This is a genomic window from Bradyrhizobium sp. 157 (assembly GCF_023073815.1).
GTDB lineage: Bacteria > Pseudomonadota > Alphaproteobacteria > Rhizobiales > Xanthobacteraceae > Bradyrhizobium.
Map to the genome: position 1 here is coordinate 1 of NZ_JADPKF010000004.1, position 26493 is coordinate 26493.

General features: G+C 63.3%; 22 protein-coding genes. 12 read left to right on the forward strand and 10 right to left on the reverse strand.

Annotation, left to right across the window (positions count from 1 at the left end):
* Positions 1-287: 287 nt before the first annotated feature.
* Positions 288-1142, reverse strand: a complete 855-nt coding sequence (locus IVA95_RS00225; RefSeq protein WP_247508664.1) for a VOC family protein — start codon at positions 1140-1142, stop codon at positions 288-290.
* A 74-nt stretch (positions 1143-1216) separates the two neighbouring features.
* Here IVA95_RS00225 and IVA95_RS00230 point away from each other — a divergent pair, with 74 nt between their 5' ends.
* Positions 1217-2521: an FAD-binding oxidoreductase gene (locus IVA95_RS00230; RefSeq protein WP_247508665.1), complete on the forward strand. Its 1305-nt coding sequence runs from the start codon at positions 1217-1219 to the stop codon at positions 2519-2521.
* A gap of 36 nt (positions 2522-2557) precedes the next feature.
* Here IVA95_RS00230 and IVA95_RS00235 read toward each other — a convergent pair whose 3' ends face one another.
* From IVA95_RS00235 to IVA95_RS00250, 4 genes are read right to left on the reverse strand one after another with little or no spacing between them, the layout of a single operon-like run.
* Positions 2558-4189, reverse strand: coding sequence for an ABC transporter ATP-binding protein (locus IVA95_RS00235; RefSeq protein WP_247508666.1), 1632 nt, complete (start codon positions 4187-4189; stop codon positions 2558-2560).
* Positions 4186-5016, reverse strand: a complete 831-nt coding sequence (locus tag IVA95_RS00240) for an ABC transporter permease (RefSeq protein WP_247508667.1) — start codon at positions 5014-5016, stop codon at positions 4186-4188. Before IVA95_RS00240 ends, IVA95_RS00235 begins: the two co-directional genes overlap by 4 nt.
* Positions 5017-5020: 4 nt before the next feature.
* Entirely contained in the window at positions 5021-5998 is a 978-nt protein-coding gene (locus IVA95_RS00245; protein ID WP_213249454.1) for an ABC transporter permease, read from the reverse strand.
* A gap of 24 nt (positions 5999-6022) precedes the next feature.
* Positions 6023-7639 carry an ABC transporter substrate-binding protein gene (locus IVA95_RS00250; protein ID WP_247508668.1) on the reverse strand — a complete coding sequence of 539 codons (1617 nt, stop codon included), beginning with the start codon at positions 7637-7639 and terminating at the stop codon, positions 6023-6025.
* Between the two features lie 428 nt (positions 7640-8067).
* Between IVA95_RS00250 and IVA95_RS00255 the strand changes: the two genes are divergently transcribed.
* Complete coding sequence (locus IVA95_RS00255) at positions 8068-8367, forward strand: HU family DNA-binding protein (RefSeq protein WP_057843247.1); 300 nt, start codon at positions 8068-8070, stop codon at positions 8365-8367.
* A 211-nt stretch (positions 8368-8578) separates the two neighbouring features.
* On the opposite strand, the gene IVA95_RS38640 is transcribed toward IVA95_RS00255, so the two are convergent.
* Positions 8579-8869, reverse strand: coding sequence for an SDR family oxidoreductase (locus IVA95_RS38640; RefSeq protein ID WP_253075365.1), 291 nt, complete (start codon positions 8867-8869; stop codon positions 8579-8581).
* Positions 8860-9345: an SDR family NAD(P)-dependent oxidoreductase gene (locus IVA95_RS38645; RefSeq protein WP_253075366.1), complete on the reverse strand. Its 486-nt coding sequence runs from the start codon at positions 9343-9345 to the stop codon at positions 8860-8862. Before IVA95_RS38645 ends, IVA95_RS38640 begins: the two co-directional genes overlap by 10 nt.
* Positions 9346-9622: 277 nt before the next feature.
* Here IVA95_RS38645 and IVA95_RS00265 point away from each other — a divergent pair, with 277 nt between their 5' ends.
* From IVA95_RS00265 to IVA95_RS00285, 5 genes are all read left to right on the forward strand, one after another.
* Positions 9623-10468 (forward strand): CmcJ/NvfI family oxidoreductase, encoded by an 846-nt coding sequence (locus IVA95_RS00265; RefSeq protein ID WP_247508669.1) that lies wholly within the window; start codon positions 9623-9625, stop codon positions 10466-10468.
* A 78-nt stretch (positions 10469-10546) separates the two neighbouring features.
* Complete coding sequence (locus IVA95_RS00270) at positions 10547-11782, forward strand: MFS transporter (protein ID WP_247508670.1); 1236 nt, start codon at positions 10547-10549, stop codon at positions 11780-11782.
* Positions 11783-11896: 114 nt separating this feature from the next.
* Positions 11897-13561 carry a hydantoinase B/oxoprolinase family protein gene (locus IVA95_RS00275; RefSeq protein ID WP_247508671.1) on the forward strand — a complete coding sequence of 555 codons (1665 nt, stop codon included), beginning with the start codon at positions 11897-11899 and terminating at the stop codon, positions 13559-13561.
* Positions 13562-13563: 2 nt separating this feature from the next.
* A complete protein-coding gene (locus IVA95_RS00280) occupies positions 13564-15606 on the forward strand; it encodes a hydantoinase/oxoprolinase family protein (protein ID WP_247508672.1) in 2043 nt (680 codons plus the stop codon).
* A gap of 738 nt (positions 15607-16344) precedes the next feature.
* The gene (locus tag IVA95_RS00285) at positions 16345-17574 is read left to right on the forward strand and encodes an ABC transporter substrate-binding protein (RefSeq protein WP_247508673.1); all 1230 of its coding nucleotides are present in this window, start codon (positions 16345-16347) and stop codon (positions 17572-17574) included.
* Positions 17575-17803: 229 nt separating this feature from the next.
* Here the strand turns inward: IVA95_RS00285 and IVA95_RS00290 are convergent, their stop codons facing one another.
* Together IVA95_RS00290 and IVA95_RS00295 are read right to left on the reverse strand one after the other, a co-directional pair.
* Positions 17804-19018, reverse strand: a complete 1215-nt coding sequence (locus tag IVA95_RS00290; RefSeq protein WP_247508674.1) for a mandelate racemase/muconate lactonizing enzyme family protein — start codon at positions 19016-19018, stop codon at positions 17804-17806.
* Between the two features lie 253 nt (positions 19019-19271).
* Positions 19272-20513, reverse strand: a complete 1242-nt coding sequence (locus tag IVA95_RS00295; protein ID WP_247508675.1) for an amidohydrolase family protein — start codon at positions 20511-20513, stop codon at positions 19272-19274.
* A 157-nt stretch (positions 20514-20670) separates the two neighbouring features.
* Here IVA95_RS00295 and IVA95_RS00300 point away from each other — a divergent pair, with 157 nt between their 5' ends.
* Positions 20671-21090 carry a nuclear transport factor 2 family protein gene (locus IVA95_RS00300; RefSeq protein ID WP_247508676.1) on the forward strand — a complete coding sequence of 140 codons (420 nt, stop codon included), beginning with the start codon at positions 20671-20673 and terminating at the stop codon, positions 21088-21090.
* Positions 21091-21226: 136 nt separating this feature from the next.
* Here the strand turns inward: IVA95_RS00300 and IVA95_RS00305 are convergent, their stop codons facing one another.
* Positions 21227-21985 (reverse strand): GntR family transcriptional regulator, encoded by a 759-nt coding sequence (locus IVA95_RS00305; protein WP_213249474.1) that lies wholly within the window; start codon positions 21983-21985, stop codon positions 21227-21229.
* Positions 21986-22184: 199 nt separating this feature from the next.
* Here IVA95_RS00305 and IVA95_RS00310 point away from each other — a divergent pair, with 199 nt between their 5' ends.
* The 4 genes from IVA95_RS00310 (at position 22185) to IVA95_RS00325 (ending at position 26485) form a co-directional block, all read left to right on the forward strand.
* Positions 22185-23042 (forward strand): ABC transporter ATP-binding protein, encoded by an 858-nt coding sequence (locus IVA95_RS00310; RefSeq protein ID WP_247508677.1) that lies wholly within the window; start codon positions 22185-22187, stop codon positions 23040-23042.
* Position 23043: 1 nt separating this feature from the next.
* Positions 23044-23820, forward strand: a complete 777-nt coding sequence (locus tag IVA95_RS00315) for an ABC transporter permease (RefSeq protein ID WP_247508678.1) — start codon at positions 23044-23046, stop codon at positions 23818-23820.
* A 48-nt stretch (positions 23821-23868) separates the two neighbouring features.
* Positions 23869-24894 (forward strand): ABC transporter substrate-binding protein, encoded by a 1026-nt coding sequence (locus IVA95_RS00320; protein ID WP_247508679.1) that lies wholly within the window; start codon positions 23869-23871, stop codon positions 24892-24894.
* A gap of 148 nt (positions 24895-25042) precedes the next feature.
* Positions 25043-26485, forward strand: coding sequence for an amidohydrolase family protein (locus IVA95_RS00325; RefSeq protein ID WP_247508680.1), 1443 nt, complete (start codon positions 25043-25045; stop codon positions 26483-26485).
* The last annotated feature ends 8 nt before the right edge of the window (positions 26486-26493 follow it).

A 26493-nucleotide genomic window follows, 5' to 3' on the forward strand; every position in this document is an offset into this window, starting at 1 on the left:
ACCCTTGCACGATCATTCCACCGACACCTCTCCTGCAATTCCTGGAGACAGCCCTTCATCATGTCCCGCCTCTTGACACGGGACATAAGAGGATGAGGGGAGAGAGAACGGCACCAGCCGAGTGAACGGTTTCGTTCCCCGGACGCAGCGCAGCGCGGCAGCGGTGCGCTGCAGAGCCGGGGTCCAATGTCCCGGCTGGGTCCCGGCTCTGCGAAGCAGCGTACCGGACGATGCTTCGCATCGCCGGGAGAACGCTGCATCCGCGTCCGGGACACGAGCGCTTCAACTTACCCCTTCACGAACGCCAGCATCGTGCCGTTGCCCTCGGCCGGCGGCACCACCACGCCACCAGCGCTCTTCACGCCCGTCGCGCCAAGCGCCTTCTCCGCCGCCGCGAGATCGGCCGCGATCACCAGCCCCGCGCCGCCGCGCTCAGGCAGCCCCATCAGCGGGACGTCAGGGTAGCGTGTGCCAAGCTGGGTCTTTGTCAGGAATACGAAGTCGGCGCGCTCGCCGCCCGAAGGGACTGCAATGACGCCGTCCGGTTCGACCCTTGCCTCGCGATCGATCATGCTCGCGAGTTGGGCGGCGTCATCCGCCGGCTCCGGGGTAACGATCAGCACCTGCTTCAGGCGCTTGGCGCCATTGGCATGCTTCATCAGTTCAGGAATCCATACCGTCTCGCGCGTCTTGTGCTGGCAGGCAAAGATGCGCACGCCGCCTGGCGCTTTCGCCGTCGGCCATTGAAACGTGCGGAACTTCGCAGCGGATATCGTGCCATCGGGCATCGTCACGGGACGTTCGAAATCGGTCGGTCCAATCGGCGGATAGCCGCGCGCGCGAATTTCTTCCGCGCCTTCGGCGGAATCCACGGCCGTGAACGCGATGCGCTCGATGCCTTCGCCATTCTTTTCCAGATACGCCCGCGCCGGAGCGTTATGTTCTGTCGGCGTCAGCACGCCGAGCAATTCCATATAGTCGGGGTCAAACATGATGGTGTAATTGCCCGATCCCATATGTGCGCTGTGGGTGCCGCGCGGCGACACGGTGAAGCCGAGCCGTTTGTAGTTTTCGGCGGCTTTGTCGAGATCCTTCACCATGATTACGGCGTGATCGATTCCGATGACGTTTTTGAGTGCCACTCTTTTTGTTCCCTGAGGCTTGTTAGCGGGCTAAGCTAATCAGAACGATCAGTTGCCCGCAAGGAAGGATCATGATGAACACGAGCAACGTCCGCTGGCCCGATTCGCTATGGGCGGCCGTGACGCCGTCGGGACCTGATTTACCGGAACTGATCGGCACGCAGCAGGCGGATGTCGTCGTCATCGGTTGCGGCTTCACCGGCCTCTCCACCGCGCTGCATCTGCGCGAGGCCGGGGTCGATGTCGCCATCGTCGAAGCCGCGGAGCCGGGCTGGGGTGCATCGGGCCGCAACAATGGCCAGGTCATTCCGACGCTGTCGCGGCCTGATCCGGAGGACGTTGTCGCAAAGCACGGCGAGGCGGGAGAACGTTTCGTCGGTATACTGCGTGACAGCGCGTCCTATCTTTTCGACGTGACAAGGCGCTACAAGATCGACGCCGAGGGGGAACAGACCGGCTGGGTTCAACCGGTGCATTCGCCTGGCCGCATCAAGATCGCGGAACGGCGGGTGCGGCAGTGGTCGAAGTTCAGCGCGCCGGTCGAATTGCTGTCGCGCGAGCAGACGCGCGACATGCTCGGCTCCGATGCATGGTTCGGTGGCTTCTGGAATAAGAGTGGCGGTCACATCAATCCGCTGGCGCTGGCCCGTGGCCTCGCGCGTACTGTGCTCGGCCTCGGCGCGCGCATCTACGCACGCTCGCCAGCGGAAAGTTTTGAGCGCCGGGGCGACCGCTGGGTGGTCAAAACCACGAAGGGCGAAATCTCCGGCCGTGCGTTAGTGGTGGCGAGCAACGCCTATAGCGGCGAATTCTCCAAATCGCTGGTGCCTGAGATTGCACGCGAGGTGATGCCGGTGCTGTCGTGGCAAATGGCGACGCAGCCGTTGTCGGACAACGTCCGCAAGACCATCATCCCGGGCCGGCAGGCGATGTCGGATACCCATGGCGAACTCTATTTCGCGCGCTATGACGCGCGAAACCGTCTGGTCACCGGCGGCGCGGTGATCGGCCCCGGTAACAAGGTGGAACGGATCAAGGCGCGCGTCACCGAGCGCCTGCAGCGGCTCTGGCCGCAGATCGGCGAGGTCTCATTCGACTATGTCTGGAACGGCTATGTCGGCATGACCACGGACTTTTTGCCGCGCATCCACAAGCTCGGCCCCAATGCCTATGGCTGGACCGGCTGCAACGGCCGCGCCGTGGCGCTGACCATTCCGCTCGGCAATGAATTGGCAAAGGCCGTCCGCGGCGTGCCGGAGAATGAACTGGCACTGCCGTTCACCGAGCCAGCGCCCATCGTCGCCCACGGCATTCTGCGCAAACTGGCGCCGCTGATGCTGCTGGTCTATCGCCGCCGAGATGCCCGCGAGATGGCGTGATGCCCCTTCCCCCCGCGAAGAGAGGGGAGAGTGCCGCTACACCGCCTCCGTCGCGTGCTCTCGCGCAAATTCGCCGCCAGGGATCGAGTCGAGTAGTGCCCGCGTGTAAGCGCGTTGCGGGTTGCCGAACACCTCTGCCGCCAGCCCATGCTCGACAACCTCCCCGTCCTTCATCACGGCGACCAGGTCGCAGATTTGCGCGGCCACGCGCAAATCATGGGTGATAAAGACGATGGAAAGCCCGAGCCGCGCCCGCAATTCGGCGAGCAGCTTTAATACCTGCGCCTGCACGGAGACGTCGAGCGCCGATACCGGCTCATCCGCCACCAGCACGTCCGGCTTCAGTGCCAGCGCGCGGGCGAGGCCAATGCGCTGGCGCTGACCGCCGGAGAATTCGTGCGGGTAGCGGTCGGCGGAGGAAGGATCGAGCCCGACCAGTGAAAACAGTTCTTTCGCATCTGCAATTGCCTTCGCGCGCGGTGTGCCGTGTACGATCGGGCCCTGCGCCACCAGCTCGGCCGCCTTGCGGCGCGGGTTGAGCGAAGCGAACGGGTCCTGAAACACCATCTGGATATGCCGCGTCTCGCGGCGGACGTTTTCGCGCGACATCTTCGCCCAGTCGTTGCCGTCCAGCACGATCGATCCCGTATCCGGATCGATCAGCCGCACGATGCAGCGCGCCAGCGTCGATTTACCCGAGCCGGATTCGCCGACAATGCCTAGCGTCGCCCCGCGCGGCAGGTTGAGGGATACGTTCTTCACGGCCGGCGTCACGCGCGCGCCGCGCCCGAGAAAGCCGCCGGTTCGATAGGTCTTCGAGACATCGGTGATCGTCAGGATGTTGTCAGAGGCAAGCGTCCGCGGGGGAGGCGCGTTCAGCGGCGGCACGGCAGCGATGAGCTGCTTGGTGTAGGCATGCTGCGGATGGTGCAGCACATCGGAAGCCGTACCTTGCTCAACGACGACGCCATGCTGCATCACCACGACACGGTCCGCGATCTCCGCCACCACGCCGAAATCATGGGTGATGAACATGACGGCCGTCCTGCGGCGCTGCTGCAGGTCGCGGATCAGTTTTAGAATCTGCGCCTGGGTCGTGACGTCGAGCGCCGTCGTCGGCTCGTCCGCAATCAGAAGCTTTGGATCGAGCGCCAAAGCCATCGCGATCATGGCGCGCTGGCGCTGACCGCCGGATAGCTCGTGCGGATAGGCCTTTGCTGCAACTTTCGGATCGGGAATGCGGACGTCGGCGAGCAGGGCCAGCACTTTCGCGCCGATCTCCGCCTTCGACAATTTGGTATGGACCGAAAACATCTCGGCGATCTGGTCGCCGATGGTACGAAGCGGATTGAGCGCCGTCATCGGCTCCTGGAAGATCATGGCAATGCCTGCGCCGCGCACCTCGCGCATCTCCGCGATCGAGGTCTTGCAGAGATCGCGACCCTCGAACATCACCCGGCCGCCGTCGATCGTCACCTCGTTGGGCAGCAACCGCATGATCGCGTTGGCCATCATCGATTTGCCGGAGCCGGATTCGCCGACCACGCAGAGGATCTCGTTGGAGGCGATTTCCAGCGACACGTCCCTAAGCGCGTGCGCGCGATCGGCGCCGCCGGGCAGGCGGACGCTCAGGCTGTCGAGCGAGAGGATGGTCTCGTGCTCGCTCATCGGCCCCTGAGCCTCGGATTGAGCGCGTCATTGAGGCCTTGGCCGACCAGCGACACCGCGAGCACTGTGACGAGGATCGCAATACCCGGGATCGCCGAGACGTACCATTGCACCCGCAGCACATCGCGGCCGAGGCCGATCAAATTGCCCCAGGATGCGACGTTGGGATCGGACAGCCGCAGGAAGGCGAGCGCGCTTTCGAGGAGTATCGCGACCGCCATCACCACGCTGGCGTAGACGATGACCGGCGGCAGCGCATTGGGCAGGATCTCGCCGAAAATGAGCTGGATGTTCTTCATGCCGAGCATCCGGCCGGCCTGGACGAATTCGCGGTTGCGCAGCGACAAAAATTCCGCGCGGGTCAGCCGCGCCGGCGCCGGCCAGGACACCACCCCGACCGCGATGGTGACGGTGGTCAGCGTCGAGCCGAACACGGCAACCAGCACCAGCAGCAGCACGAAGTTCGGTAGCGTCTGGAACGCTTCGGTGATCCGCATCAAGACATTGTCGACCCAGCCGCCGTAATAGCCGGCGAAGGCGCCAACGAGGATGCCGATCAGGATCGCGATTGCGGTTGCGACGCCGCCGATCAAGAGCGATATCCGCGCACCGTAGAAAATTTGGGCTGCGATATCGCGTCCTGAATTGTCGGTGCCGAGCAGGAAACGCGGATTGGAGAACGGCCAGACCAGCGGTCGGCCAGCGAGCGCCAGCGGATCGCGTGGATAGAACCAGCCGGCGGAGATCGCCATCGCGATCACGATCAGCAGCAGGATCAGGCCTGCCACCGCGGCGGGGCTTCGGAAGTAACGCTTGACCGCATCCATGGCCCTAACCCTCCGCCGTGATGCGCGGGTCGAGCCGTGCATAGATGAGGTCGACGATGAAATTGACGGTGATGACGAGCAGCGCGGAGACGAACACGATGCCGAGCAGCGTATTGAGGTCGCGCTGCACCACGGACTCGTAGGCAAGCCGCCCGAGCCCCGGCAACGAGAACACGCTTTCGACCACCACCGATCCACCCAGCATGGTACCGGCCTGCAGCCCGATCAGCGTCACCATCGGCAACAGCGCATTGCGCAGCACGTGCCGCGTCACCACGCGCGTCTCGTCGAGGCCCTTTGCGCGTGCAGTGCGGACGTAGTCGAGGTTCAGCACTTCCAGCATCGAGGCGCGCATGATGCGCAAATAGATCGCCAGGAAGATCAGCCCGAGCGTCAGCGTCGGCAGCACCAGGTGGCTTGCGATATCGAGGGCTCGCCAGATGCCGGTCCGGACCGTTCCGATGTCCTCAAAACCACCGGGCGGCAGCCATTGCAGATAGACCGAGAACACGACAATGGCCATCAAGCCAAACCAGAACGAGGGCGTGGCGTAGAAGATCAGGCCAAGCGTGGAGATCAGCGTATCGGGCCAACGGTTGACGCTGCGGGCGGCGATCACGCCGAAGACGAGACCGAAGAAAAATGCAAACGACAGCGAGGCCGTCATCAACAGGATCGTCGGAGGCAGCCGCTCCAGGATGACCGAGGCCACCGGCTTGCCGTAGATCGAGGAGAAGCCGAGATCGAGCCGCACCAGCCGCCAGAGGTAATTGCCGAGCTGCGCCGGGATCGAGAGGTCGAGCCCGTAGAATTTCCGCAGCTCCTTGGCGGTCGCAGCATCGCCGCCGCCCATCTGCGCCATCATGGCATCGACGGTGTCGCCCGGTGCGAACTGCAGCAGCAGGAACACACCGATCAGAATCAGAACGAGGGTCGGGATCGAGGCGGCAAGCCGCCGCCCCGCAAGGCTCAGAATGCGCATAGACCTATCTTGGCGGATATGGCGTCAAGCGGAAAGCCAAAGATCGTGCCAGCTCGTCGATCCCCAGCGCGGGGTATTGGAGTGGTTGCGTGCCTTCGCCGTAATCGTGGTGACGAAAATCTGCTCGATCGGCATCCAGACCGGCAGCTCCGTGTTCACTTCCTTGACGAACTGGGCATAAAGCGCCTTGCGTTTGGCCGGATCGATTTCGGTCGCGGCATCGTCAATGGTCTTGTCGACGTTCTTGTCTTCCCAGCCCCACTGGTTGGTCCAGGGCGCGCCCTTCGGCTGACCCGAGCGATACCAGACCGTGGTCGAGACCGCGGGATCGTTGCGGTATTGGTGCCAGCCGGTGGCGAGGTCGAAGGCGTGCTCGTCATAGACCTGCTTGAGGAAGCCGCCGCCGTCGTTTCGCACGATCTCGATCGGGATGCCAATCTCGCCCAGTGACTGCTGGACGAAGGTCGACCACAGCGAGATGTCCTCGCCCCACGGCGCGGGCAACAGTTTTAGCGTGAAGCGCGTGCCGCCAGTGCCCGGCTTGTAGCCGGCTTCATTCAGCAGCGCCGTGGCCTTGGCCTTGTCGTAGGGGTATTGCGGCGTGTTCGGGCCCGGATAGAAATCGGTCGAGGTCGAGGGGATCGGCCCGGTGCCGAGCTTAGCGAAATCGCCGAGGAAATTCTCGATGAAGAACGGCACGTTGATCGCATGCGCGATCGCGCGGCGGACGCGGATGTCGGACAATTCCTTGCGGCGGAAGTTGAACTCAAGCGTATTGGTGCGCGCGTTGCCTTCATTGCCCTTGGTCGAGACGATGAAGCGCTTGTCCTTGCCGAGCCGCGCGAGGTCCGAGAGCGTCAGGCTCGAGAATGGAGCGTAATGAAGTTCGCCGGCTTCCATTTGCGCCGCGGCGGAGGAGCGATCCGTGATCACGCGCCAGACGATGCGATCGAGATAGGGCGCGTTAGGGCGCCAATAATCCGTATTGCGGTCGGCGATGATATATTGTCCGCGCTCATATTTGACGAACTTGAACGGGCCGGTGCCGACAGGCGAAAGGTTGGTCGGGTTCTGGCGGATGTCGCCGCTCTCATAGAGATGCTTGGCTGAGACGTAGCCGAGGTCGGGCAGGGCACGGAGCAGGAGGTTCAGCGGCATCGGCCGCTCGTATTTGAAGATCGCGGTGTGGGCATCAGGCGTCTCGACCGCGGTCAGGAACAGCTGCAGCGTCGATCCGTAATTGAGGATCTTCTTCCACATGTTCATGGCGGTGAATTCGACGTCGGCCGAGGTGAACGGCTTGCCGTCATGCCAGGTGATGCCCTTGCGCAGCTTGAAGGTCACGGTCTTGCCGTCGGGCGAGGCTTCCCAGCTTTCGGCGAGCACGCCGACGGGCTGGCCGTTGGCGTCGAGATCGACGAGGTTCTCCTGGATCTTGCCGCCGATGATGTAGACGCCGGTGGAAGCCTGAATGCTCGGATTGAGTTGGCGCTGCTCGGCGGCGTAATGGACGGAGAACACGCCGCCCTTGCGCGGCGTTTCCTGCGCAAAGGCCCGCATCGGATTGACCACGTTGGCCGCAATGGCCGCCGACGTCAGCAACGCGGTGCGGCGATTGATCTCAAGGCGCGTCAAATCCATGCGAAGTCTCCGAACAAATATTGATGGCGGACCGTTCACGCGTCCGCCTTGGGCTCGATGTTACGATGGAACGCCAACGCGAGTCATTTTCAAATCGTCGCGCGCGTGCGGAAAATCCTGCCAGAAAACAACGTGCTCGCCGGCCATTCGATCTGCCGATTTCTTGCGCGTGAAGGCGAAAATCGCGGCTCGCCAGAATAGAGGCTAAGCGGCGGGCGCAGTCTGGGATTGCCGGGTAAAGTCCCGAACAAGGCGCCTCAAACCCCTTAAAAACAGGGTCCGGCGGCTTTGGAGGCCTGAATTTCAGCGAAAAATTGGACGAATCACTGCAACTCGACTAGCGAGATAGTTGTGCAGAATGTCGGAAACCCTGTTTTTTAGGCGGTTTCCGCCATATCGTCGCCTGTGCCAGAATCAATGGAGCAACCATGGCCACCCAAATGTCTAAGTCGCAGCTGATCGAGAAGATCGCGACCACCACCGAAGTTTCGAAGAAAGAGGTCAAGAGCGTGATGGACACGCTCGTCGACGTCGGTCACAAGGAACTGAAGAAGAACGGGGTATTCCTCGTTCCCGGCTTCGCGAAGTTTGTCGTGGTCAAGAAGCCGGCGACCAAGGCTCGGAAGGGCACCAACCCCTTCACGGGCGAGGAAATGATGTTCAAGGCCAAGCCGGCCCGCAAGATCGTCCGGGCCCGCCCGGTCAAGGCCGCCAAGGACGCGGTTTAAGAAAAGCGAAAAGGCCCCTGGCGACGGGGGCCTTTTTGTTTACTTCACCTCGCCCCGCTCTTGCGGGGAGAGGTCGCCGCGCTTGCGCGGCGGGTGAGGGGCGCGCTCTCCACCCACTCCGATTTTTCGAATTTGCCGAGACAGCCCCTCACCCCAACCCTCTCCCCGCAAGAGCGGGGCGAGGGAGAAGATGCAGCAGCGCAACTCACCCTCACACCACCGGTGACCGCCCGCCATCGACATTGATCGCCGTGCCGGTGATGAACGAGCCCTGCTCGGAGGCTAGGAAGCAGGCCAGATTGGCGAATTCCTCCGCCGTGCCGATGCGCCCCAAGGGCGTGCCCTTGGCGAGGTTCTTGGCAAACACCTCGAACTCCATATCGGGCGCCTGCGCGGCGTGGCGCTTCACCCATTGATCGCTCATGATCAGGCCGACCAGCATGGCATTGACCAGAATGTTGTGCTCGCCGCCCTCGCTCGCCATCACCTTGGTCAGCGCCATGCCGGCCGCGCGGGAGACCGAGGTCGGCGCCGAGGAGGCCGCCGGCGCTTGGCGTAGGTATTGAGCACGTTGATGATGCGGCCCCATTTGCGCGCCTTCATGCCCGGCCAGACCAGCCGGCTGAAGCGGATCGCCGCGAACAGTTTGAGATCTAGGTCTTCCTGCCAGGCCTCATCGGAGATATTCTCGAATGCCATCGTCCGCGCGGTGCCTGCATTGTTGATGAGGATGTCGACCGAGCCGAGATCGGCGACAATCCTTTCATGCGCATTGCCGATGTTTTCCGCCTTCGAGACGTCGCAAACGTAGTCGCGAACTTCCAGTCCGTCCTTGGCGAGCAGCTCCCGCGCCGCCGTCAGATCGGCTGCGCCGCGCGCGAGGATCGCCACTTTGGCGCCGGAGGCCGCGAATTGCCGGGCGACGGCGAAGCCAATTCCCTTGCTGCCGCCGGTGATGACGGCGACTCTGTCCTTCATCGTGACTTGCATGTCGTTCTGCCTGTGATTTGACCCGGAACCGGTCGAGTGAACCCCATTGTTGCCGTGCCTCATCGCAGCGTCAACGCGCGCTTTTGCGCGATGACGGACGCGTGAGCGCCGGAAATACCATCCGGTTTGGCAGGCGTCCTCGATAAGGATTTTCTCCGTTTGCCCAAGCCGGAAACGGCAATGTTGCTATTTTCGAACGCGCCTTGTGGGGCCCGGCGGCCGCGCCAAGATCAAGCAGAACAACAATGGAGTCCAGGAGACCACCATGGGCCTGCAGCAAGCAAAACTCGAATCGCTTCCCTTCGTCGCCGCCGAGCTGAACTATCTCGCGCCCACGCCGGGAAAGCCCCGCACCTACGCCTTCGATCCGCCGCCGGGCGAACCCAAATCCTCCGCGCTGCCCGAGCCGCACAACGTCCCGATCTTCGACGCGCGCCTGATCGCCGCCAACCTCTCTTTGGACCGCGAGGGTTTTGCGCTGGTCCGCCATCCCACCATCGTCAGGAATTTCTACGACGATAAGGAAGTGAAGAACGTCTACTACCCCGCCGTGGAAGCCTTCCTGAAGGCGACCCTCAAAGCCGACCGCGTCTTCATCTTCGATCACACCGTGCGCAAACGCGTGGAGGGCGCCGCCGATATCAGGGGCGCTGGCCCACGGCAGCCGGCCACGCGCGTCCATGTCGACCAGACCGATAAATCAGGCGCCAACCGCGTGCGCGAGCATTTGCCGGATGAGGCTGACGAGCTTCTGAAGGGACGGGTGCAGGTCGTCAATGTCTGGCGGCCGATCCGGGGTCCGTTGCGCGATACGCCGCTGGCAATGTGCGACGGCCAGACGGTGGAGCCGGGCGATCTCGTTGCTTCCGACCTGATCTATCCAAACCGCAGCGGCGAAACCTATTCGGTAAAATACAACCCGAACCACCGCTGGTACTACATTCCGGAAATGCGGACCGACGAGGCGCTGCTCTTGAAGTGCTACGATTCAGCAACCGACGGCCGCACACGTTTCGGGCCGCATACCGCCTTCGTCGATCCGACTACGCCGGCCGATGCGCCGCCGCGCGAGAGCATCGAACTGCGAACGCTGGTGTTCCACAGGAACTGATCGCCGCGAGCGGGCGGATTCGCGTTCCCACCACATTGGTGCTACCTCGCCCCGAAACAGTTTGGGGCGAGACGGCTCATGGACGACGGCAAGGCCGACGGTGCGGATGTCAATTTCCGCGCCCTGATTTTTGCGCTGCTGGCGCTGGCCTGCGGTCACATGTTGTCGACGCTGCTGCGAACCATTCCGGCCGTGAGCCTCGACGTGATGGCGGCCGATTTCAAAACGCCCTCGCAGACGCTGGCGAGCCTGACCTCGATCTATCATTTCGCCTTTGCCGCCTCGCAGATTCCGGTCGGCGCAGCGATGGATCGCTTTGGCGTGCGGCCGGTGTCGCTCAATCTGCTGGCGGGAACCATCGTCGGCGCGCTGGCGTCGGGTCTGGCCACCGGGCCGGAGAGCTTTCTGTTCGGCCAGTTCCTGCTCGGGGTCGCCACCTCGGGCATGCTGATGTGCCCGATGACGCTGGCGGCGAAACAGATGTCGGCGGCGCGCTTCGGCCTGTGGTCCGGCATCATCCTCTCGATCGGCAATGTCGGCATGTTGCTGTCGTCGAGCCCGCTGGCTTTCGTCGTAGAACATTTTGGCTGGCGCGCGGGATTCTGGATTTCCGCTGGCTTCGGCGCCGTGGTGGCAGTGGCGGTATTCGCGCTGGTGCCGAAGCAGCCGGCCGCGCATGCCGATGACTCCTCGCCGTTCTCGCAAATGGCCGAGGTGCTGCGCATCGGCTTGTCGCGCCCACTGCGCGGCCTGATCGCGCTGTCGCTGGTCTCGCTGGCGGCCTCGCTGGTGTTGCGCGGATTATGGGGCGGACCGTGGCTGATGGAAATCAAAGGGCTTGGCCGCATCGAGGCCGGCAACGCGCTCGGCCTGTTCACGCTGGCGTTAATCGTTGGTCCCCTCTTGATCGGCATCCTCGACCGCAATATCGGGCACCGCCGCGAGGTGCTGGCCGCCACCCATTCCTTCGTAGCCGTGTTGCTCGCGCTGATGGCGGCGGCCGCGCCGCATTATCCGCTTTCGGAACTGTTCGGAGTGACGGTGATGCCGCCGCGACTTGATACCGTACTGCTGGTGCTGATCGGCATCGCGATATCGGCACAGCCGCTGCTCTTCGGCATGACGCGACAACTGGCGGGCGCGCAGAACGCCGGCAAGGCACTCTCCGCCGTCAACCTCGCGTTCTTCCTCGGCGCCGCGCTGATGCAATCGGCAACCGGCGTGGTCGCGGCAATGTTCGGATTGCCTGCGGTGCTGCTGTTTATGGCGGCGGCAGTGATCGTGGGGACGATCGTGTTTCTGATGTATACGTAGGATAGGTGGAACGCCAGCGATACCCATCATGCCGGCCTCCTGCGTTGATGGGTTTCGCAAGGGCTCAACCCATCCTACACTCCGGCGCAGAATGCCAGATAATAGCAGGTAACCATGTCCGCCAGGATCGATCCCATCACGCGCTCCGTCGTCCAGCATCGGCTCAGCTCGATCGTAAAGGAGATGGGCGAGGCGATGCTTCGCACCTCCTATTCGCAGATTCTCAATTCCAGCCGAGATTTTTCGCTCGCGATCTGCGACCCCGCGGGACGGCTGATCGCGCAGGCAGATCACCTGCCGGTTCATGTCGGCGCGCTGCCATGGGCGACACTCGCGGTCGAAGAGCGCTTCAAGGACGTTAAACCCGGCGACGTGATCCTGCTCAACGATCCCTATCACGGCGGCAGCCATCTGCCTGATTTGACCGCCTTCGTGCCGGTGTTCGACCGCGAGCGGCGGCTGCTCTGGACTATCGTGCGCGCGCACCAGAGCGACATCGGCGGCGCCACCCACGGCGCCTATAATCCCGCCGCCACCGAGATCTATCAGGAAGGGCTGCGTGTCCCTCCGATCAAGCTCTACGAGGAAGGCCGACTGCGCGACGATCTGCTCGACCTGCTGGCGCTGAACATCCGCAACCCCCGCGAATTCCGCGGCGACCTCGCGGCGATGCTGGGGGCTGCGCATCTCGGCGAGCGGCGGCTGTCGCGATTGTTTGCGGAATTCGGTGCGCCGGTGGTCGAAGCGGCCGTCGAAGCGATCCTCGACGCGACGGAGCAGCAGACCCGCGCCGTGGTGTCGACCTGGAAGGACGGCGTATTTTTCGGCGAGGCGTTTCTCGACGATGACGGCCACGGTCGTACCGACATCTGTATCGCCGCGAAAGTCACCAAGAAGGGCAGCGACGTCGAGGTCGATCTGTCCGATTCCGATCCACAATCGACGAGCTTTGTGAATTCCTCGCACGCCAACATGCAGGCCGCAGTCGCGATGGCGTTTGCCTACCTGATTGATGCGGAGATTCCCAAAAACACCGGCGCGCTGCGGCCGCTGAAGGTGATCGCCAAACAGGGCACGGTGGTGTGGGCCGATCCGGGCCGGCCGGTGACGCTGTGCACCAGCCATCCCTCCAATGAAATCGTCGAAGCCATCGTGAAAGCCCTGTCGGCGTCCTGCCCGGAGCGCGCAATGGCGGGCTGGAGCCGAAGATTCCGGATCGCGATCCAGGGCGAGGACCCGCGCACCGGCAAGAATTTCATCTGGCACCTGTTTCAGGCGCGCCCCGGCGGCGGTGCGTCTTCCGGCGGCGACGGCTGGTCATCGATCGGCGAGTGGCATTCGGTCGGCGGCCTGAAGTTCGGCAGCCTCGAAGTGGCCGAAGTGCGCTTTCCCCTGCATTTCCGCACGCATGAATTCCGTCCGGGCTCCGGCGGCGACGGCCAGTATCGCGGCGGCCTCGGCGTGTCGCTCGATCTGGTGCTGGAGACGGAAGAGATCGCAAAGGGCAACACTGCCGGTGACGGCGCGCGACACGGTCCCTGCGGCATGCTCGGTGGCGAGGATGGCAAGCCGCATCATTATCGTCTGCTCTCCGCGGGCCGCGAACCGCGCGTACTGCGCACCAAGGAAGTCGGCATCGAGCTTCGCCCCGGCGATTGTCTGGAAATACGCTCTTCCGGCGGCGGCGGTTGGGGGCCGCCCGAAAAACGGTCCGCGGAGGCACGGCGGCGCGACCGCGAGCAGGGCCTGACCGAAGTCGCGGCGGAGCAGCGTAGCTAATCATGTTCAGAATTGGCGTTGACGTCGGCGGGACCTACACCGATCTGGTGGCCACGGACGAGACCGGGCGAACCATATTTGCAAAATCGCCGTCCACGCCGGCGGATCAATCGCTCGGCGTGATGGCAGGCCTGGAAGAGCTGGCGCGGCGGCTCAACGTCACGCGCGCGGAAATGCTCGCTGCGACTGATCGCCTCGTACATGGCACCACGGTCGCGACCAATGCGCTGCTGGAACGGAAGGGCGCAAAGGTTGCGCTCATCACCACCGAAGGCCATCGCGATGTCATCGAGATGCGCGAGGGACTGAAGCCCGACCGCTATGATCTGCGCTCACCGCCGCCCGCGCCGCTGGCGCCGCGCGATTTGCGTTTCGGTGTCAGGGAGCGGCTCAAGGCCGACGGCAGTGTCCTCATTCCGCTTGATCCAAAATCGCTAGACAAGGCCATTGCCGGCATCAGGCAGTCAGGCGCGACCTCGGTCGCGGTGTGCTTTCTGCATTCCTATCTCAACCCGGTTCACGAACTCGCCGCCGTCGAGCGGCTGCAGCAGGCGCTGCCCGGCATCAGCATCTCGCGCTCCAGCGACGTGCTGCCGCAGATCAAGGAATATGAGCGCGTCTCGACCACGATCGTGAACGCCTATGTCGAGCCGATCGTGCGGCGCTATCTGACCAATCTCGAAACGCGTCTCGTCGAGGCCGGCTTCAAAGGTAGTCTCTTTGTCGTGCTGTCGCATGGCGGCATGGCGCCGGTCGGAGAGGCCTCTCGGCTTGCTGCGGGCACGGTGCTGTCAGGTCCCGCGGGCGGCATGTCGGGCGGGAGGCGCTGTTCTGATTTGGTCGGCATTCCCGATCTGGTGCCGTTCGACATGGGCGGCACCTCCACCGATATCTCGCTGATTTCTGGGGGACAGGTCTCGCTCTCCGCCGACGGCATGCTGGCCGGCCAGCGCATCGCGCTGCGCAGCCTCGATATCGCAAGCATTGCCGCCGGCGGCGGCTCGATCGCCAGCGTCGATGCCAGCCGCACGCTGCGGGTGGGGCCGGAGAGCGCCGGCTCCGTGCCGGGCCCGGCCTGTTACGGAAATGGCGGGCAGGCCGCGACAGTCACCGATGCCAATGTCGTGCTCGGCTATCTCGATGCCGCCGCCTTCATGGGCGGCAAACGTCCGCTCGACCGCGCGGCTTCGGAAGCCGCGATCGATCGCATCGCCAGTGCGATGGAGCTGTCGCGCGTCGAGGCCGCCGCCGGCATTTATCGGATGATCAATCTGAACATGGCCGACGGCATCCGCCTGATGACGCTACGCCGCGGCGTCGATCCCAGAAAGTTTGCGCTGCTCGGTTTCGGCGGCGCGGCTGGCTTGCACGCAGCAGAAGTCGCGCGCGAACTCGAGATCAAGCGCATCATCGTGCCGAGCGTGGCATCGGTGCTGTCGGCCTGGGGCATGCTGACCAGCGATCTCCGCTATGAAGTCAGCAGTACGCATTACGGCGCCGGCGCCCGCGTTTCGGCCGATGAGGTGCGGGAGCTATTCGCCGGACTGGAACAGCAGGCCGCGGGCCGGCTGCGTTCGTGGTTCAGCGGGCCTATTACAATCGAACGCTCCGCCGAGATGCGCTATGGCGAGCAGATCTTTGAGATCGACGTCTCGCTCGACGGCCTCGACTGGAACGCCGCCGATCTCGTCGACCGGATCGAAGACCGCTTCCACATCAGGCACGAGGAATTGTACACTTACGCCTCGCGTGGCCAGGAGGTCGTCTTCGTCAACGCCCGCGTCGCCGCGGTCGGCGAGGTCCAACGGCAAGACGAGGGCGCTCGCGAAGCCGCATCATCCAGCGCCTGTTCGCCACGCAGCCGGCGGCAAGCCTTCTTCGGCGGCTGGCGCGAAGTCCCGGTCTACGCGCTCGACGACCTGCAGCCGGGCCATACGCTGACGGGGCCGGCGATCATTGAAGCCGAGACCACCACGGTGCTCGTCGACACTGGCGACCGCGTCACGGTCAACGAGCTTGGTTGGCTGGATATATCGTTGCAATGATATGTAGCCCGGATGAGCGAAGCGATATCCGGGACCGGCCGTTGTCCCGCATGTCGCGGAGCCTGTCATCGGGCGCGCATTCGCGCGACCCGTTGGCTCATGCGGCTACGTTGCTGCTCAAATCGGTGCATTACCGATTTCGGCCCCTACACGGCCAATCTCGACCATGCACACGGCCAAGACCCAATTCGTTCGCCAGCCACAACGGAACCGTTGCCTCTTGAGGCCCCTCGCGTATCACCGGCACTACGGGCCCGCCGCATGGATCGACCCGGTCGTCCTCAGGGCGATAACGATATCGTGGAACGATATTGTAATCCCAGTAGGGAGTTGGCCTTACGACGGGCACCCTGATGATGGGCCTTTCCCGTGGTTCACGAACGACTTGGGCCGTCTGCGCATGCGCTGCGGTACCAAACGTGCCCAGGTTACACAGGACCAGGGCCGTTCCCAAAGCTACGATCGTTATCCTCATGCCTCGACCTCCTTGCCACACACTGCTTAGACGGAACTCGGATATCCAGGGATGTTCGAATTCGTGCCGCTGCTGAGCGGTATATCGGACATCAAACACGCTTGAACCGCAACGTCTCATTTTATGAAGACTGGCGACCCATTTGGCGTGGCAATGCCGCGCCGCCAACATTTCATTTTAACAACCTGAACTCCCGCGCTATCATCGTCATCGCTGGGTGGCGTCACGAGCTCTGAACAGCTCGGGTTCGAGGGGCCGCGTTGATGAAAACAAGAATAAAATGGCTGTCACCAGCCTTCTTCGCAGTGTTCTTGGCATCGATACTGGCCGACCTGCAGCCGGCCCGGGCTGCCGGCGTGACCGACACCGAAATCCGCATCGGCAACCTCATGCCCTACACCGGCCCGCTGGCCGCGTTCGCTTCGATCGGCCGGGCGGAGGCCGCCTATTTCGACATGATCAACGAGCGCGGCGGCATCAACGGCCGGCAGATCAAGTTCATTTCCCGCGACGACAGCTCAAATCCAAGAACGGCAGTCGAGCAGACACGTGAACTGGTCGAGCAGGAACGCGTGCACCTGATGTTCGGGTCGTTCGGCACGCCGACCAATCTGGCGACGCGAACTTATCTCAACGAGAGAAATATCCCGCAGCTCTTCGTCGCCTCCGGCGACGAGGAGTGGGCGCATCCGAAGCGATTTCCCTGGACGATGGGCTGGCAGCCGACATTCCGCTCCGAGGGGCGGATCTATGCCAATTACATCCAGGCCGCCTATCCAAGCAGGAAGATCGCCGTGCTCTGGCAGAACGACCAGTTCGGACGCGACCTGTTCCGGGGATTGCAGGAGGGGCTCGGCATCACCGCCAACATGATCGTTGCGGATATCGCCATTGATGCCGATATGTCGATCGATACCCAGGTCGACATTCTCAAGAACTCCGGCGCTGAAGTGCTCGTGCTCAACTGCGCACCGCCGATCTCGGCGCGTGCCATCCGTAGAGCGGCTGAACTGGGCTGGCATCCTGTGTTGTTGCTGGTCAATGCGGCAGCTTCGATCGCGAACGCGCTGAGGCCGGCGGGGCTGCAGAATTCCGTCGGTGTGATCTCCACCTCGTTCCTCAAAGATGCCAGCGACACCACCTGGAGGGATGACCCTGCGATCAAGGAGTGGCTGGCGTTCATGGACAAGTATTATCCTGACGGCGACAAGGAGGATGGCAATGCCATCTTCGGCTATGCAGCGGCCGAGACGTTGGTCCAGGTGTTGACCCAGTGCGGCGACGACCTGTCGCGCGAGAACATCATGCGGCAGGCGGCGTCCTTACGGAATTACCAGAGCGGGGTCGCATTTCCGGGAATAGCGATCAACACCGGGCCGACCGACTTCCATCCGATCGAGCAGATGCGGCTGGTGCAGTTCGACGGCAGCGCCTGGCAGCCGATCGGCGACGTCATCGAGAGCGCGTTCCTGGGCGTGCCGGGCGATAAGTGATGTTCTGAATGTAGGGTGGCTAAGGCGCGAAGCGCCGTGCCCACCACGTTTCCCATTGCACAAGCTGAATGGTGGGTACGCTTCGCTTTGCCCACCCTACGATCATCACCACTGTCATCGCCCGCGAAGGCGGGCGATCCAGTACGCCGAGACGCACGCGATTGAGCCATGCAGGCCGCGGCGTCCTGGATACCCCGCATGCGCGGAGTATGACGGCACATGGCTCCGCCTACTTCTTCTGCCCGTAATTCAACAGCCCGCCCTGGCTCTTTGGCGGATGGGCGCGCAGGCCTTCCTCGTTGGGCTCGGTGCCCCAGCCGGGGCGGTCCGGCATTATCAGATGGCCGTCGACGATTTCGGGCACGTGGGTGAACAATTCATGGTCCCACGCCAAGCGATCGATGTCGGTTTCCATGATGCGTAAATTCGGCACCGCGGCGGAGAAATGCGCGTTCTGCATGGTGCAGAGATGGCCGTAGAAATTATGCGGGGCGACGTTGACCTCAAAGTGCTCGGCGGCCGCGGCGATCTTCATCGATTGCCACACCCCGTTCCAGGGCGTGTCGATGATGGCGACGTCCATCGCCTGTTCGTTGAAATAGGGCAGGAACTCGCGCAGCCCCAACAGCGTCTCGCAGGATGAGACCGGATGTGGGCTCTGGCGGCGGATGTACCCGAGCGCCTGCGGGTTGAAGGTGTCGATCTCCACCCAGAACAGATCCATGTCCTTGATGGCGCGCAGTATCTTGAGATAGCCCTCAGTCTTGGCATTGAAGTTGAGGTCGAGCAGCAGATCGACGTCGGGACCGGCGCCGTCGCGGATTGCTTCGAGGTGCATGCAGAGATTGCGCAGCACCTTGCGATCGACGTTGATCTCGGGTTCGAACGGCGAACCGAAGCCCGGCCGCCAGCCCTGCGGCTTGCCGTCGGTATAGACGAAGATGTTGGTCTTCATCGCCGTAAAGCCCTTTTCGCGCACCTCGCGGCCGATCGATTTCACGCCATCGAGATCGATAATCGCCGGTTTGAACCAATCAGGGTGGTTGATGCGCCAGGTCGCGCAGTGCGACCAGTAGACCCGGATGCGGTCGCGGATCTTGCCGCCGAGCAGTTCGTAGCAGGGCACGCCGAGCGCCTTCGCCTTGACGTCGAGCAGCGCATTCTCAAGCGCCCCAAGCGCCAGCGCCACTACGCCGCCGGCGGCCGGTCGCGTCGCGGCAAACAGTTCGGCGTAGATCCGCTCGTGCTGAAACGCGTTCTTGCCGACAACGCGCGCGCCAAGCCGTTCGATCGCCGCCGTCACGCCGGGCGCCCCAAAGCCCTCGTCGTACTCGCTCCAGCCGACGATTCCGTCCTCGGTCATGATCTTGACGAAGTGGTAGTTCCGCCAGCCGGCGTCGCAGGCGAGCGTTTCGACGCTTCTTATGGTGGTGGCTTTTTTCATGATTTCCTGCCCCGGGCTTGTTGTTGTGGTTGGCTGATAACAACAACGGATTGGCCGGATCGTCAATTGCAGGGCAGCGCAGACCGTCAATGCAGATCGTGCTTATCCGGCGCGCCGAGGCCTGCATGGTTCGAGACGCGCGGGTTGCCGCGCTCCTCACCACGAGGGTCTTAGACTTCGGTTTCAGACCTCATCCTGAGGAGGCGCGAAAGCGCCGTCTCGAAGGATGTAGCCACCGACGTTCCGGAATGCGCTAGCCCCGCGGCGAAAACAGCGTCGGCTTTCGCCGCTCGAACACCTTCCGCCCGTTCTTGAATCCCATCAGCACATCAGGCAATTCCGCGATCGCGTTTGTCCCGCTGTCGGTATCGAGAATGATCAGGTCCGCCGGATTGCCCGGCGCGATGCCGTAATCGCGCAGGTTCATCAGCCGCGCCGGCAATTCGGTGACGAGATCGAGACAGGCGTCGAAGTCGCTGACCCCTGCTTGCGCGACATTGGCGTAGAAATTCGCCATCCGCAGCAGCGAAGCGTCGCCGAACGGGGTGAAGGGATTGAGCACATTGTTGGTCGCGACCGAACAGAGAACGCCATCTTCAACCAGCCTGTGCGCCACCGTTAGCCCGCGCGGCGAATTATGCGTGGCGTCACGGCCCATCAGATAGAGATCGGTGGCGGGGAGCACGGTGACAGCGACGCCGGATTTTGCGAGGCGCGCCGTTGCGGCCTTCAGCCGGTCCGGCGGCAGCGCCGATAATTTGGTGGCGTGACCGATCGCGACACGGCCCTCGTAGTTGCGCCGCTCGGTCTGCCGGCAGACCTCTTCGAGATGACACCAGGAGGGGTCAAGGTCGAAGTCGAGGTGCAGGTCGACATCGATATCGAATTGCTGCGCCAGGTCGAAAATCTTTTCGAGATGCGCGTTCGGGTCGGTGTCCATATAGGGGCAGCCGCCGATCACCTCACCGCCGTCGCGCAAGGCCGCAATGAGCAGTTCCTCCGCGCCGGGATCGTTGGTCAGTCCTTCCTGCGGAAACACGCAGATCGAGAGATCGAGCGCCCAGGCATAATCGCGCTTGAGCGCCTTGATCGCCTCAAAACCGCGCAGCGCAATCCGTGGATCGATCTCCACGTGGGTTCGCATCCGCGTCGTGCCATGCACGATGGCGCGCTCGATCACCCGTGCGCCGCGCGCATAGACGTCTTCGACCGTGAAATCGCGCTTCATCGCGGCGACGGCGGCGATGGCTTCGCTGACGCTGCCGTGATTGTGCGCGCAACGGCCGAGCAGGCAGGCCTTGTCGAGATGGATGTGGCTGTCGACGAACCCGGGCAGGGCCAATCTGCCGTCCACCTCGATCTCGGGTCCTTCGCAGGCAAGCCGGGGTTCGATGGCGACGATACGCCCGCCGGCGACGCCGATATCGACAGGCGTGGCCAAGGTTCGCGTCCTGGCGTTGCGGAAGATCAGGTCAAAGGCGGATTTGGTGTTCATCGGGCGTCTGGCTGGAGAAAGAAGGTCTCAACCTATCGGAAGCGGGGGCGCCGGGCAGCTCCAGATTGTGTGCAATTGGAAGGCTGAACTGTTCAAAATATGTGCATGCAGTTTGCTGCTCGAACTGTAGTATTTCGCCGCACCAGGAGAAACCGCCATGTCTGTCGCCGCCAAAGCCGAAGTGAAGGGAATGTCCGACGCCGAGGTGGTCGAGGCCTATCTCACGGCCTCGATGATCCCGGATCCCGATGCGGCCGCGGCCTACATGAAGCCGGGCACGATCATCACGTTCACCGGTGGCCGGGAGTTCGATCATCCGCGCGGCCCGACCGGCTTCAACGCGCGGCGCTATCGCTGGGTCAAGAAGAAGATGGACCGCTTCGACGTCTGCCCGGGCGCGGAAGAGACCGTGGTCTACAGCATCGGCACGCTGTATGGCGAATGGCTCGACGGCACGCCGTTCGAAGGTAACCGCTATGTCGATCGCTTCGTGGTCAGGGGCGGGCAGATCGTGAAGATGGACGTCTGGAACGACAGCGCCGAGCGGATTTTGGTGCAGATGGGGATTGAGGCGTGAGGTCGCTCCCCGGATGCTGCGCAGCACGCCGCACTTGCGGCGTGGTGCGCTGCTGATCCGGGGTCCACTCGCCGATCCCTGGGTCCCGGCTCTGCGGAGCAGCGTTTCACGCTGCGCCGCGTCCGGGACACGTCGCCTACCTCGCCCGCACCACCTTCGGCATCTTCACTACCCGCTCGCCTTCGCTTTCCTCGGCATAGGGCGCCAGAATATCCAGCAAATCGCGGCCGCGCGGCGGGGCAGGGGCTACCAGCGCGCGGCTGGCCACGGAATCCAGATGGCTGTGCATCAGGCTCATCACCTTGGTCTCGTCGCCCTTGACCAACGCTGCGATGATCGCGCGGTGCTCGTTGATCGCGCATTCCGAGGAGTGCGGCCGGCTGTAGAGCGATAGCGTCAGGCAGCAGCGATAGGCGACCTCGCTGACGTAGCGCACCAGGATCGGACTGTTCGTCATGTTGGCGAGCAGGATGTGGAATTCCGTCGCGAGGCGAATCGACACCGCATCCGAGCCGTCGCGCGCGCGGTCCTCGGCATCGACATGGGCATTGAGTTCGGCAATCTGGCTCTTGGTCAGCTTGCCGGCGAGCTGGCGCACCACCAGGCGTTCGAGTTCGATCCGGATATCAAAGGCATCGCGCGCTTCCTGCCAGCTCGGCGTCGCCACCACGGCGATCCGGTTACGGCGAAGCTCGACCAGGCCTTCGGCGGCCAATTGGCCCAGCGCGTGGCGAGCAATGGTGCGGCTGACGCCGAACCGCTCGCCGAGTGAATCCTCCGGCAGCTTTGCGCCGGGCGCCAGCGCCTGCTCGATGATGGCGCGGCGCAGCGCGCGGCAGATCACGCCGACCTTGTCGGACGGCTCAGCGGTCTTGCTGGCGGAGCGGGGCGCCATCGGCGACTCCTGACGGGTGCTTCGAATGGGGCTCTCTTATCACAATTACCGACTGATTGTGCGCCTCAATTGCATGCACTTTGAGGGCGGAATTGCACAAAAGGAGTCCGCCGGCTCGGGCGGCGAACCGTAGGCTCATTGATTTCAAAGGCAAGTTTCGCTGGCATCCGGCTTGCATGCACTTCCAGCCATGATGCGCATGCAACCACATTCCGAATTTCAGCGCGCGCCGGTTCCGGCTTCCGCCGCTCCGATCGCGATCGAACTCTCGGAAGCCTCTGTCACCTTCGGCCGTGGCGCCCGGGCGGTACGGGCCCTCTCTACGACCACGCTGCGGATCGCCGACGGCGAGTTCGTCGCCCTCGTCGGGCCGTCCGGATGCGGCAAGTCGACCATCCTGCGGCTGGTGAGCGGCCTGGTGCAGCCCACATCAGGCGTGGTCATCGTCGGCGGCCGCGAAGTCGCCGCGCGGGCGCTCCGCGTCGGTATGGCGTTCCAGAATCCGACCATGCTGCCGTGGATGTCGATCGAGCGCAACATCATGCTGCCGCTCAAGATCGTCGAGCCGTTTCGCTCGCAGTTCCGAAAGCTGCGCAAGGCCGAATTCCGCGACAAGGCCAACGCGCTTTTGGAGCAGGTCGGCCTCAAAGGGTTCGGCAACCGCTACCCCTGGCAGCTCTCCGGCGGCATGCTTCAGCGCGCCAATCTCTGCCGCGCCTTGATTCACGAGCCGCGCATGCTGCTGCTCGATGAGCCCTTCGGCGCGCTCGACCAGTTCACGCGGGAAGAGCTGTGGTCGATCCTGCAGGACCTCTGGATCGCCCACCGGCCGACCGTGCTGCTGGTGACCCATGATCTGCGCGAGGCCGCTTTTCTCGGCAGCCGCATCTGCGTGATGAGCGCGCGGCCCGGCCGCATCCTCGACGACAGCCGGGTCGACTTCGCCCGGCCACGCACCGTGGCCATGACCTTCGAGCCTGATTTCGTCGCGCTGAACCAGAAGCTCCGTGCCTTCATCGTCGATGCCAGAACGGCTTCTGCGCAGGGAGCAGCCTGACATGCCCGATCTCGATTATCGCCAAAAAGCCTGGTCGGCAGCACTGATCGTGCTGTTCTTCGTCGCCTGGGAATTGTTCTGCCTGATATCAGGCATGTCCGACCTGGTGCTGCCGCGCCCCTCGCAGGTGCTCGTCACGCTAATCGAGAAATTCCCGATCCTGTGGCCGCACATCCTGCAGACGCTGGCGACGACGATGATCGGTTTTGTTCTTGGCGTGGGCCTTGGCGTCATGCTCGGCGCTATCATCGGCGTCTCGAAGACCGCCTATGATACCGCCTATCCGCTGCTCGTTGGATTTTCCTCGATTCCAAAAGTCGCTGTCGTGCCGATCTTCGTGCTGTGGTTCGGCTCCGGCAGCGTGCCGGCGGTGCTGACCGCGCTCTCGATCTGCTTCTTCCCGATCGTCGTCAACATCGCGACGGGACTGGCGACGACCGAACCCGAACTCGAAGACGTGCTGAAGGCGTTGGGCGCCAGCAAGTTCGACATACTCTGGAATGTCGGCTTGCCGCGGACCATGCCGTTCTTCTTTGCCTCGCTGAAGGTCGCGATTTCCTACGCCTTTGTCGGCGCGGTGCTGTCGGAGACCGTCGCCTCGAACCGCGGCATCGGCAATGTGATGATGACTGCGTCCTCGAATTTCAATGTGCCGCTGGTGTTCGCCGGTCTGTTCGTGCTCGCCGGCCTCGGCGTCGCGCTTTACGTGATCTTCTCCGTAATCGAGGGGCGCGTCACCGGCTGGGCCACCCGCAAGAACGACATGATCGCAACATGAGCCAAGGTTTCGCCAACTGTCCTTCAACCCTTATCGAGGAGACCCGCGATGTTAGCCAGAGTAAGTGCCGCGCTGTTGGGAGCCGTCCTGTTTACCGGCGTTGCCAATGCCCAGGAGACGACGATCAAGTTTACGCTGGGCTGGAAGACGCAAGGCTCTGATGCCGCGTTCTTCTATGCGAAGGATAACGGCTTCTTCAAGGAAGAGGGCCTCAATGTGGTGATCGATCAGGGCGAGGGCTCTGGAGCGACGGTGACGCGCATCATGTCGGGCGCCTATGACGCGGGCTTCGGCGACGTCAACGCCATCATCCAGAACGCCTCGACCAAGCCGCAGGACGCCCCTGTGATGGTCTACATGATCTGGAACCAGCCGCCATTCGCCATCGTCACCAAGAAGACCAGCGGCATCAACACCATCAAGGACTTTGAGGGCCGCACGCTGGGCGGCGCGCAGGGCACGCCGACGACGCGGCTGTTGCCGGTGTTTGCCAACAAGAACAAGCTGGAGGGCGAGAAGATCAAGATCTCCAACATGGCGCCGAACCTGCAGGAGCCGATGCTGATCAAGGGCGATATCGACGCCGCACTGGTCTTCAACATCACCAGCTATTTCAATCTCGTGCTGAACCGCCAGGACCCCGACAAGGACTACAAATGGTTCTCGTTCGGCGACTACGGGCTCGACCTCTATTCCAACGGCATGATGGTATCGCGCAAGCTGCTGGTGTCCAATCCGAAGGCCGTCGCTGGTCTGGTTCGTGCCGTCAACAAGGCCGTGATCGCGATCGCCAAGGATCAGAATGCCGGCATGAAGGCCGCGCTGAACTACGACAATCTGATCAATGCAGAGGTCGAGAAGCGCCGCTTGCAGTTTTCCTTCGACAAGCTGATCGTCTCGCCGGAGATGAAGGAGATCGGCGTCGGCGACGTCAAGGACGACCGCATGGCCCGCGCCATCGGCATCATTGTCGAAGGCTACCAGCTCGCCCGCGCACCGGCGCCGTCGGAGATTTTTTCCCGCGAATTCCTGCCGCCGCGCGCGGAGCGGGAGCTGGTGTATACGGCGAATTGACAGGGTGGTATATCAACTCGTCATTGCGAGCGTAGCGAAGCAATCCATGCCTCCGTGCGAGGAAAGATGGATTGCTTCGTCGTGGAGCCTGTCATCGGGCGCGCATTTCGCGCGACCCGTTGGCTCCTCGCAATGACGGAGTGCCCTTATGGCCACCGAAGTTGCCGCACACAGCCTATTCTCTAGCTCCGACCGCGGGCTGCTCGACAACGTCGTGCTTCATCACGACAACGGCCTCATCAGGTCGATCTCGCCGGCGACGTCACCTACAACCGGCCCGCGCTCCCTCATTCTTCCCGCCTTCGTCAACGCCCACGATCACGCGCGGCCGACCGCGTCCTCGTTCTGCGCGCTCGGCATGCCCCTGGAAAGCTGGATCCTGCGCTCCGCGCTCGGCACGCCGGTTGATCCCTATCTGACCGCGGCTTCCGCGCTGGCGCGCTCGGCTCGGGCGGGCTGCGCGGCGATGATGGTGCACTACACCCGGCCAAGCGGCACCATGCCGCTGGTCGAGGAGGCGAAGGCGATTGCGCGGGCGGCGTCCGACGTCGGCATCCGCATCGCGTTTGCGCTCGCCGTGCGCGACCAGAATCCGGTGGTCTATGGCGACAGCGAACCGGTGCTGTCAGAACTCTCCGACGATGACCGCAAGACGATCGAGGAGTTGTTCGTCCGTGCGCCGATGCCGCCGAAAGCCTACATTGAGCTGACAGATGCGATTGCCTCGGTTATCGCGGGGCCGAAGGTGGACGTACAGCTTGGCCCCGCGGGCGTGCAATGGTGCTCAAAACCGCTGCTCGAGGCGGTGGCTGAGAATTCGGCACAGACCGGGCGACGCATCCACATGCATCTTCTGGAGACAATCTATCAGCGCGCCTGGGCAGACCAGCATTTCCCGGATGGCATCGTCCGTTATCTCCGCGACATCGGCTTCCTGTCGGAGCGGCTGACGCTGGCGCATTGCATCCACGCCCGCCCCGACGAGATCGAAATGATCGCTGCGTCCGGCGCGCGTATCGTTACCAACTTCTCCTCAAATATGCACCTGCGCTCCGGCCTCGCCCCGATCGCCGCGGCACACCGATGTGGCTGCGCCATCGCGGTCGGCGTCGACGGTCTCGCGCTCGATGAAGATGACGATGTCCTGCGCGAGATGCGGCTGGTGCAGATGATGCACGGCGGCCTCGGCTTCCAGCGAACCTGGACCGCTTCCGAATTCCTCGCGCTCGCGATCGCCAATGGCCGCAAGGCGACGGGCGCACCCGGTACCGGTGAACTCATCTCCGGCGCACCGGCCGATTTCGTCACCCTCGATCTCGACCGCCTCGACCGCGACCAGATCATCCCCGTCGAGCCCATCGACCTCTTGTTTGCGCGCGGCAACGCGTCTCTCCTGCGCGATGTGGTAGTTGATGGACGGCTGATCGTCAGCGAAGCCCGGTGCACCGGCGTCGACCTGCCTGGAATCGAGAATGAGCTGCGCGGAATCTACCGCGCCAATGCGAAAAAGCTCTCCGGCCTTCAGCGCGCCTGGCCGGCGCTTTCGACCTCGCTGCAAAGCTGGTTCGAAGCGCATTTGGATTGCCGCTAAGCCGAGCC

Excerpts from the sequence above, each read along its gene's own strand:
- IVA95_RS00230 (WP_247508665.1), top strand. The coding sequence starts at position 1,217 with ATGAACACGAGCAACGTCCGCTGGCCCGATTCGCTATGGGCGGCCGTG.
- IVA95_RS00235 (WP_247508666.1), bottom strand. The coding sequence starts at position 4,189 with ATGAGCGAGCACGAGACCATCCTCTCGCTCGACAGCCTGAGCGTCCGC.
- IVA95_RS00240 (WP_247508667.1), bottom strand. The coding sequence starts at position 5,016 with ATGGATGCGGTCAAGCGTTACTTCCGAAGCCCCGCCGCGGTGGCAGGC.
- IVA95_RS00245 (WP_213249454.1), bottom strand. The coding sequence starts at position 5,998 with ATGCGCATTCTGAGCCTTGCGGGGCGGCGGCTTGCCGCCTCGATCCCG.
- IVA95_RS00250 (WP_247508668.1), bottom strand. The coding sequence starts at position 7,639 with ATGGATTTGACGCGCCTTGAGATCAATCGCCGCACCGCGTTGCTGACG.
- IVA95_RS00255 (WP_057843247.1), top strand. The coding sequence starts at position 8,068 with ATGGCCACCCAAATGTCTAAGTCGCAGCTGATCGAGAAGATCGCGACC.
- IVA95_RS38640 (WP_253075365.1), bottom strand. The coding sequence starts at position 8,869 with ATGGCGCTGACCAAGGTGATGGCGAGCGAGGGCGGCGAGCACAACATT.
- IVA95_RS38645 (WP_253075366.1), bottom strand. The coding sequence starts at position 9,345 with ATGAAGGACAGAGTCGCCGTCATCACCGGCGGCAGCAAGGGAATTGGC.
- IVA95_RS00265 (WP_247508669.1), top strand. The coding sequence starts at position 9,623 with ATGGGCCTGCAGCAAGCAAAACTCGAATCGCTTCCCTTCGTCGCCGCC.
- IVA95_RS00270 (WP_247508670.1), top strand. The coding sequence starts at position 10,547 with ATGGACGACGGCAAGGCCGACGGTGCGGATGTCAATTTCCGCGCCCTG.
- IVA95_RS00275 (WP_247508671.1), top strand. The coding sequence starts at position 11,897 with ATGTCCGCCAGGATCGATCCCATCACGCGCTCCGTCGTCCAGCATCGG.
- IVA95_RS00280 (WP_247508672.1), top strand. The coding sequence starts at position 13,564 with ATGTTCAGAATTGGCGTTGACGTCGGCGGGACCTACACCGATCTGGTG.
- IVA95_RS00285 (WP_247508673.1), top strand. The coding sequence starts at position 16,345 with ATGAAAACAAGAATAAAATGGCTGTCACCAGCCTTCTTCGCAGTGTTC.
- IVA95_RS00290 (WP_247508674.1), bottom strand. The coding sequence starts at position 19,018 with ATGAAAAAAGCCACCACCATAAGAAGCGTCGAAACGCTCGCCTGCGAC.
- IVA95_RS00295 (WP_247508675.1), bottom strand. The coding sequence starts at position 20,513 with ATGAACACCAAATCCGCCTTTGACCTGATCTTCCGCAACGCCAGGACG.
- IVA95_RS00300 (WP_247508676.1), top strand. The coding sequence starts at position 20,671 with ATGTCTGTCGCCGCCAAAGCCGAAGTGAAGGGAATGTCCGACGCCGAG.
- IVA95_RS00305 (WP_213249474.1), bottom strand. The coding sequence starts at position 21,985 with ATGGCGCCCCGCTCCGCCAGCAAGACCGCTGAGCCGTCCGACAAGGTC.
- IVA95_RS00310 (WP_247508677.1), top strand. The coding sequence starts at position 22,185 with ATGCAACCACATTCCGAATTTCAGCGCGCGCCGGTTCCGGCTTCCGCC.
- IVA95_RS00315 (WP_247508678.1), top strand. The coding sequence starts at position 23,044 with ATGCCCGATCTCGATTATCGCCAAAAAGCCTGGTCGGCAGCACTGATC.
- IVA95_RS00320 (WP_247508679.1), top strand. The coding sequence starts at position 23,869 with ATGTTAGCCAGAGTAAGTGCCGCGCTGTTGGGAGCCGTCCTGTTTACC.
- IVA95_RS00325 (WP_247508680.1), top strand. The coding sequence starts at position 25,043 with ATGGCCACCGAAGTTGCCGCACACAGCCTATTCTCTAGCTCCGACCGC.